Here is a 7,522-nt window from a genome sequence, read left to right as displayed (position 1 = left end):
GTACTCTTACGCCGCAGGCCCCGACGATTACCGCCGGGGCCTGTGGGCTGTCCCAGGGGGCGGGTCAGTGCCTCGGGCGCCGGGCGGCGACCAGCAGGCCGGCCAGGGCGAGGACCATCCAGGCCGCGAGGTAGGTGAAGGCGGCCGTCGGAGAGACGACGGTCCACAAGACACCGGCGACGGTGGAGGCGGCGAGGTTGCCCAGCGACTGGACGGTGGCGAGCATCCCGAAGGCGGAGCCGCGCAGGTCCTTCGGCGCGAGCGCGGCGACCGCGGAGTGCTGGGCGGTCTCCACCGCGCCGATTCCCACGCCGGCCAGCACGAAGGGCACCGCGAGGACGGTGATGACGGCGCCGGTCACGGCGAACATCCCGTACGCCACGGCGAACGCCGCCACGCCTGCGGCCAGCACGAGTACCGGGCCACGGGCCCCGAGCCGGTCGGACAGTCGCCCGGCCGGGACCGAGGCGAGGGCGGCGGCGACGTTGTATGCGGTGTAGAGGCCGAGTGCGATGGTCGTCGCGGTCTTCGTGCCGTGCTCGGGCGCCAGCAGGTCCGAAGCCCGCAGGATCAGCAGGGTCGCGGCGACGTTGCCGACCTCGAACGCGGCGACCGCGCCCAGCAGCCTGCCGAGATCGCCCTTCAGCACCGGCCGGATACGAATCTTCAGCGGCACCTTCTCCCGGCTGGCCGGGCCCGGGGTGTGCCGGATCGCGTAGACGATCGCTGCAGCGGCCAGCAGCCCGGGGATGACAGAAAGGCCGATCGCCCACTGGACTCCCACCCAGGCAACGAGGCCGAGAGCGAGGAGCGGTCCGAAGATCGCGCCGAGGTTGTCCATCATCCGTTCGAACCCGTACGCCCGCCCGTACGCCTTCGCCGGCACGATGTCCGCCAGCAGCGCGTTACGGGCCGGAACCCGCAGGCCGCGGGCGGTCCAGGCGGCCGCTCGCAGTACGCCGACCTGCCACACCGCGGTGGCTCCGGCGGTCGCGGCACCGAGGACTGCGGTCGTTGCGTATCCGCCGACCGCTACCTTCCGGCGGCGGGCTGGGTCGTCGGCGAGCACGCCGCCGCCGAACCGGGCGGCGCCCGCCAGGGCGTCGGAGATCCCCTCGATCGCTCCTAGAGCAGCGGCGGGAGCACCGAGGGTGGATGTCAGCAGGGACGGCAGCAGCGCGGTGGGGATCTCATGGCCGACATCGGCGAGGAGACTCGCCGAACCGATACCGCGCACCCCTGGCGTCAGCCACTGCTCCTGATCGGGAGGGGGCTGGTCTGTGGGCGGCGTGGTCTCAGTCATACCCGGCAGTCTGTCCCAGCGTCTGGGTGGTCCGGCAGTGGCGGATCTGACGATTCCGCGCCGTTCAGAGCGAGGATTCCGACTAGCTGGATCCGCCGGGCGACCACTTAAAGAACACTCTCGGCTCCAACACTCCAACACGGCACCAATGTCCCCGAGCGAGCCAAGAAGGCCGGCATCAGTACCAGGGACGGCCACCGGCCGGGTGCCGCCCGTTCTCGGGTTCTGGCTCAACTTCTGTGGTGATGGGCCGGCGGGGACGGGCGTCGTTGTCCAACGTCGACCAACACGGCGGAACTGCCCCGACCCGCCGGGCCAGAGGGCTGATCACCGCCGTTTGCGGCTGGTGACACGGTTCTTACCGGCACGTCCGCCGTGAGTTCAGCGTGACTGAGGGACTTTCACCGGGAACCCACGGCGCCTTCTGCGAATGTGCTCGAAAGAGCGGTGGGTTCGTCGCCGCTGTTGACGCTCTTTGAAGATCGCCACCCCCGCTCACGGTGCTCTCCAGACCTGCTCATATTCCCCACCTGGGGCTGTAGATCGCTCTGCGCGTATCCAGCCCTGCAACACGCTTCGTAGGAGGGCCGACCATTACAAACGTTGCCGTGCCGTCGGTGAGGTCGTCGGCGGCGGCCCGATGTCAGAGGGGCTGCTTCGGGTGACGCACGAGATCACCGGCAAGTGTGCCGGGGCGTGCGAGTTGATGGTGGGGGTTGTCGTGGCCTGGTGGGAGAGAAAGCCGGGGGAGCGGGCGCAGTGGGTGCTGGATCCGCTGTGGGGGTGGGGCCGCTGCGGTTCGGCATGTGTCCCGACGAGGTCAAGGCGGCCTTGGGAGGAGTGGCCAACAGTGGCTCGCAGGTTGCCCGGAGTGGATCGTCCTGGGAGAGGTACGGCGACGTGGGTGTGACCGCGGTGCACGGGCCGGGAATGCTCCTGGTCGCTGTGGCGATCGATGCGATGAGCGGACCGTTGGTGCGGCTCGGTGACGTCGAACTGATCGCCCGGGTGCCGTCCGAGGTGCGCGCGGACATCGATGCTCTCGCGCGCCAGGAGGGGGTGGAGGTCCGGGTGAACTGGAGCGGTGACCCGGAAGTGGCGGCATGGGGCCTGTCCATGGGGGCCACGCAGGCGTGGAAGTTGTCGGCTGAGGGGTACGTGCAGCGGACGGACAGGGTGATCTCCGAGGGGCTGCTGGTCGCCCCTGAATTGGCCGAGGATCCGTACGGGACTGAAACGATTGTCCACTGGTGGGACATTCGTCACCGGGCCAGTCCTTTCCATCGGTCGGTGGCGCGCTGTTGTCCGGTGACCCAGGCGTCTTCGACGTGGGTGCCGTGGACGTGGATGTACCGGGCCGTGGTGCCGGTCCAGGTATGTCCGAGTAGTTCCTGGATGGCGAACAGGGTCATGCCGGCGAGGTAGAGCTGGGACGCGCAGAAGTGCCGCAGGACGTGCGGGGTGAGTTTCCCGGCCCAGGTCGGGAGGTGCTGGGTGGCGGCGTCGGCCAGCGCCCTGCGGTAGACATCGGCGGTCGCTCGTGAGCAGGAGCCGTCCCGATTCTTACGCTCGGAGGGGAACAGCGGGGCACCGGGCCGGGTGTGGTCGGCGTCGAAGGGGCCCCAGACGTCCTCGATGAACCACCGCAGGTTGCGGTCGGCGCCATTGATCAGTGGCACCAGCCGCGGCTTCGGTCCCCGTCGCCGGGATCCCTTGCCATGGCGGACGTTGAGCTTGCCGAACCGGCCCAGCTCCCACCGGACATCGTCCAGGTCGAGCATCCGTGCCTCGTTGATCCGTAACCCCACATCGGCTGCCAGCCGGGCGACCGCGTAGTTGCGGGCGGCCGGGCCGAACTTGCGACAGGAGATGAGTTCCTCGCGCCATCCGGCGAACAGCTCCTCGATCTCCACCTCGCTGGGCGGGACGCGCAGCTGCGGTTCCACCGAGGCCCGCGGCCGGTTCATCTCGTCCAGCGGACACTCGACCACACGGCCGGTGAGGCTGTGCAGTTCGACCTTGTGCCGTAGCTCAAGGAACTGGAAGAACACCGCCAGCGCCCCCGCCCGGCCGGTCCGGGTCGAGGGCTTGGCGTCGCGGAGCACCTTGCCGAAGTAGACGTCGGCGTCAGGCGGCTGCATCTCCTACAGCGGGCGGCCGAACCAGTCCCGAATCAGGTCCAGGTGGTTGGTGTCGTTGCGGATGGTGCTGTCGACCAGCCCAGCCGACGCCCGTGCGAGTACGAACCCCGCCAGTACATCGGTCTCGAACTGGGCGAGTTCCTCCTCGCCCGCCGGGGCCCGGTACTCGCGCAGGTCGCGTACGACGGCCAGAGCCAACCCACGCCTCCTCGACTTCACCCAGACTGAAGGAATCCCGACTGCAATGAGGCTCGCGCACTCAGGGCGAGGCTGGGTCAGAACTGGCTCAGGTCACCCGGACGAGGTAACAGGTCCTGGTACAGGCACTCTCAAGAACGCCGGTCGACCGTGGGCGAGGCCGGGAACCCAGCGACTATTGCTCACCCGAGACGTATGCGAGCGAACGGCGCACCCCCGACGGAAGAAAAGTTAACCAAATGCTTGACTATTCGCTGGCGGCATCGAATAGTTAGGCGCATGCTTAACCAAGCTGGTTCGTTGGACCGAGTGTTCCAAGCGCTGGCGGACGCGACTCGCCGGGACATCGTTGAGCGGTTGATCCGCGGGCCTGCCTCGGTCAGTGAGCTGGCCCGGCCGCTGGCCATGTCGCTGCCAGCGGTGATGCAGCACCTACAGGTACTGGAGGCGTGCGGACTGGTCCGGTCTGAGAAAGCCGGAAGGGTACGCACCTGCCACATCGAGCCGGGTGTGCTGCGAATGGCCGAGGACTGGATCGCTGCGCAGCGCACTGTCTGGGAACACCGCCTCGATCGCCTCGGCGACTACCTGACCGAATGCGACAGCCCAGATCAAGGGAGCGCACAATGACCGATCACGTGGTCACGCATGCCACGTTCACCCTCGAACGCCTCTACGCGGCCTCACCGGCCACAGTGTTCGCCGCGTGGGCCGCCCCCGAAGCGAAGGCCCGCTGGTTCGCCGGCCCCGACGCCGAGCACGAGCTTGAATTCCGCGTCGGTGGGCGGGAGGTCAACCGCGGCCGCTCCGGCGGTGGGCCGGTGCTGACTTTCGAGTCCTGGTACCGCGACATCGTCCAGGACGAGCGGATCGTCTACACCTCCACTCTGTCCGAGGGGCAAGACCTTGCGACAGTGTCGCTGACGACGGTGGAGTTCCACCCTGAGGGTGGTGGCACCCGGCTGCTACTCACCGAGCAGAGCACCTTCCTCGACGGCCGCGAAGAACCAAGCTGGCGGGAGCAGGGCACCGGCAAGTGGCTTGACGCGCTCGCCGCCGAACTGCTGCGAAGCATCGAGCAACAGTGATGACCACGAGCAACCTTTCGCAGACTCGCCGTTGGCGGGTGCTGGCGCTGCTGGGCACGGCGTTCTTCATGACGATTCTGGACGGCACCAGCCTGCTCGCCGCTCTGCCCGCGATCGAAGGCCACCTTCGCCTGCACGGTCCTGCCATCCAATGGACCGTGACGGCTTACGCGCTGGCCTTCAGCGGGCTGCTGTTGTTATGCGGCCGCGCTGCGGATCTGCTGGGCCGTCGGCGTGTGTTCATCGCCGGGATGGTGCTGCGGGTCGTGGCCTCGCTGGCGTGCGGGCTCGCTCCATCCATCCAGGCCCTGGTGGCCGCCCGGGCGGTGCAGGGCGTCTCGGCCGCGATCATCGCTCCGGCCGCGTTGTCGATGGTCATGAACACTTTCCCCGAAGGGATCGAGCGGAACAAGGCGCTCGGTATCTGGGGCGGCCTCGGCGGGTTCGGCGCCACCGCCGGTCTACTACTGGGCGGCATCATCACCGATATCTTCGGCTGGCAGTGGGTGTTCTGGGTCAACGTCCCGGTCGGGACCCTCGTGCTGGTGCTCGCCCCCGCCATGCTGCGCGAAAGCCGGGACCGAGCACGCTCCCGTTCCTTCGATATCCCTGGTGCGCTGACCATCGCCCCGGCACTCGTTCTGCTCGTATACGTGATCACCCGGGTGCCGACATCCGGGTGGGCGAATGGACAGAGCATCGGGCTACTGGCCGCCGTGGCCGTGCTGGTCTGGATGTTCATCCTGATCGAGAAGCGATCGGTGGCCCCCCTCGTTTCCTTTCAGTCGCTGCGCTCGCGCATGCTGATCGGCGGCAACCTCCTCCTGCTCATCGCCGGCATGACCGTCGACGGCATGCTCGTCACCCTCACCTCTTTCGTGCAGCAGGTGCTCGGCTGGCCAGCGGCGCAGTTCGGGCTGGCGGCCGCGATGATGACCGTCACCGCGGCCGCAGGCGCCCTGCTGAGCCAACGGATCGTGCCCAGGCTCAGCCTGGGGCGGGTAGCTGCCGCCGGGACCGTCCTGCTCGGTTGTGGCTGCCTGCTGCTCACCCGCATACCGGCCGGTGGCCCGATGAGTCTTCTGTCGGCGGCCCTGTTCTTGTTCGGGGCGGGAATGGGCGCCGTCACGGTATGCGCACAGATCGCCGCGCTGACCGGCGTCACCGAAAAGGACTCAGGCCTGGCCGCCGGCCTCGCCGACACCTCCTTCGCCGTCGGCACCGCCCTCGGCACTGCCATCTGCACCAGCGTCGCTGCCGCCCGCGCGTCCGCGATCGGTGGTCCGACACCGCTCGCACTCACCACCGGGCAGCATGCCGCGTTTGGGGCAGCCGGCGTCTTCGCCGCTCTCGCCTTGATCACCGCGTTGACGCTCCTCAGCAAGCGATCCGGCCTATCCCGCAGTGTGTCGGCAGACGCAAGCGAGAACGTATCCACCAGGGCACCGCCGACCTGACCTTGATCTACGGGACACACGCTTGGCTCGCTCCTGGCTTGATTCCTGTTCCGCATTCCATGGAGGGCCGGACCCGAATCCGGCGGTGAGGCCCCAGCCTCACCAGCGCACCCCTGCGCCCCCCTGCGCCGAGGTCCTCGGTGTCGCTGCGGGTGCGGAAGGCACCCGGCTCACTCCTCCTCTCCGTCGTCATCGTCGAGGTCGACGGCCGGGTCGCGCAGGGGCCGCAGGCCATCGACGGGCTGGGAAGCGGTGAAGTTGTAGCGGCCCAGGCAGTTCAGATTCTTGTGCTTGAGCGGGGACAGCTGCGATCTCTCGGTTTGGTGTCGGTGGTAGTGAGAGTCAGTAGTGCTGGTGTGGGCCTGTGGTCTTTCAGTGCTGGTCAGTGGGATGTCGGTGGTGGGGTTGTCACTGTCATAGGGCGAGAGATCTGGGTGGGGGATCGCTGTCGTGGGGCTTTATCTCATGGCAGGTGATGCTGTCTCAGGTTCGAGAGTTCTGATGCGGTCGGTGGTGGTGTGCCGGGTTTGATCGGGGGATGAAGCGGGACACAGGAACCGGACTGAGGCGCCCGGCCCGGCCGCCCAGAGCGTTGGTGGTGCGGCGTCTTCTGGAGCGACATCAGGCCGGGGAATTGACGTCCCAGCACGTGCGGGCGGTCGCTGAGGTGTCGGGTGTGTCGGTGCGTACGGTGTGGCGCTGGCTGGAGCGGGCCAAGGCGACGGGCCAGGCACAGGCCGGGGTCCGCCAGGGCTACGCGGTGTCGGATATGGCGTGGGCGCTGCTGGGCCGGGAGGGCGGGAATGTCGCCGAGCTGCGGCGCCGGCTGGCCGATGGAGGTGATGGGGGTGAGGTCCCGTCGTTGTCGACGTTGCACCGCGTGGACCGCCGGGACCGCAGGGCGGGTCGGACGCTGGTGATCGAGCGGGAGGTCGAGGCTGCTGGGGAGCGGCCGGGCCTGAACGTCGTGGCCGGCCGGGCAGGGGCAGGCGTGCATCGCACGTCGGATTCGGATCGGAACTCGAATAGGTACAGCCCGCCGACCCGCGCCGCGCCTCGGGTGCGAGCTGCGGAGACGAGGCGACGGGCCGCCCTTACGCGAACACGCTCGGCATCGCTGTCTCCTTGTGTTTGTGAGGATGCTGTGGGTGACAGGAAATAGGGCTTCCGGCTTCCGGAGCCTCTCCCTACTCTCCGGTGCTCATGACAGCAGAACACGCACAGCAGTCTCAGGGGCACGACGGACACAGCCGCAGACGCTTCCTGACGGCGACCGGGGGAGCGGTCGCCGGAGTCGTCGGCGGGGGAGCGGTCGGTGCCTTAGGGGCCGCTGGC

General features: G+C 68.4%; 7 protein-coding genes. 4 read left to right on the top strand and 3 right to left on the bottom strand.

Going from position 1 to position 7,522, the window contains the following annotated elements:
- Window positions 1-64: 64 nt before the first annotated feature.
- The 3 genes from ACFU8Q_RS36865 to ACFU8Q_RS36855 form a co-directional block, all read right to left on the bottom strand.
- Window positions 65-1,303: an MFS transporter gene (locus ACFU8Q_RS36865; protein WP_384463127.1), complete on the bottom strand. Its 1,239-nt coding sequence runs from the start codon at window positions 1,301-1,303 to the stop codon at window positions 65-67.
- A 1,262-nt stretch (window positions 1,304-2,565) separates the two neighbouring features.
- Window positions 2,566-3,444, bottom strand: coding sequence for a tyrosine-type recombinase/integrase (locus ACFU8Q_RS36860; RefSeq protein WP_384463124.1), 879 nt, complete (start codon window positions 3,442-3,444; stop codon window positions 2,566-2,568).
- Between the two features lie 3 nt (window positions 3,445-3,447).
- Window positions 3,448-3,642, bottom strand: coding sequence for a hypothetical protein (locus ACFU8Q_RS36855; protein ID WP_384463121.1), 195 nt, complete (start codon window positions 3,640-3,642; stop codon window positions 3,448-3,450).
- Window positions 3,643-3,921: 279 nt separating this feature from the next.
- Here ACFU8Q_RS36855 and ACFU8Q_RS36850 point away from each other — a divergent pair, with 279 nt between their 5' ends.
- The 4 genes from ACFU8Q_RS36850 to ACFU8Q_RS36835 all read left to right on the top strand — a co-directional run bounded on the left by ACFU8Q_RS36850 (window position 3,922) and on the right by ACFU8Q_RS36835 (window position 7,349).
- Window positions 3,922-4,272 carry an ArsR/SmtB family transcription factor gene (locus ACFU8Q_RS36850; RefSeq protein WP_384463118.1) on the top strand — a complete coding sequence of 117 codons (351 nt, stop codon included), beginning with the start codon at window positions 3,922-3,924 and terminating at the stop codon, window positions 4,270-4,272.
- The gene (locus ACFU8Q_RS36845) at window positions 4,269-4,730 is read left to right on the top strand and encodes an SRPBCC family protein (protein WP_383762271.1); all 462 of its coding nucleotides are present in this window, start codon (window positions 4,269-4,271) and stop codon (window positions 4,728-4,730) included. Before ACFU8Q_RS36850 ends, ACFU8Q_RS36845 begins: the two co-directional genes overlap by 4 nt.
- Window positions 4,730-6,187 (top strand): MFS transporter, encoded by a 1,458-nt coding sequence (locus ACFU8Q_RS36840; RefSeq protein WP_384463114.1) that lies wholly within the window; start codon window positions 4,730-4,732, stop codon window positions 6,185-6,187. Before ACFU8Q_RS36845 ends, ACFU8Q_RS36840 begins: the two co-directional genes overlap by 1 nt.
- A 538-nt stretch (window positions 6,188-6,725) precedes the next feature.
- Window positions 6,726-7,349: a helix-turn-helix domain-containing protein gene (locus ACFU8Q_RS36835; RefSeq protein WP_384463111.1), complete on the top strand. Its 624-nt coding sequence runs from the start codon at window positions 6,726-6,728 to the stop codon at window positions 7,347-7,349.
- Window positions 7,350-7,522: the final 173 nt, after the last annotated feature.

The organism is Streptomyces sp. NPDC057543, assembly GCF_042801895.1.
Classification (GTDB): domain Bacteria; phylum Actinomycetota; class Actinomycetes; order Streptomycetales; family Streptomycetaceae; genus Streptomyces.
Note: the sequence above shows the minus strand (reverse complement) of the source record. Positions and strands in the feature narration are given on the sequence as shown.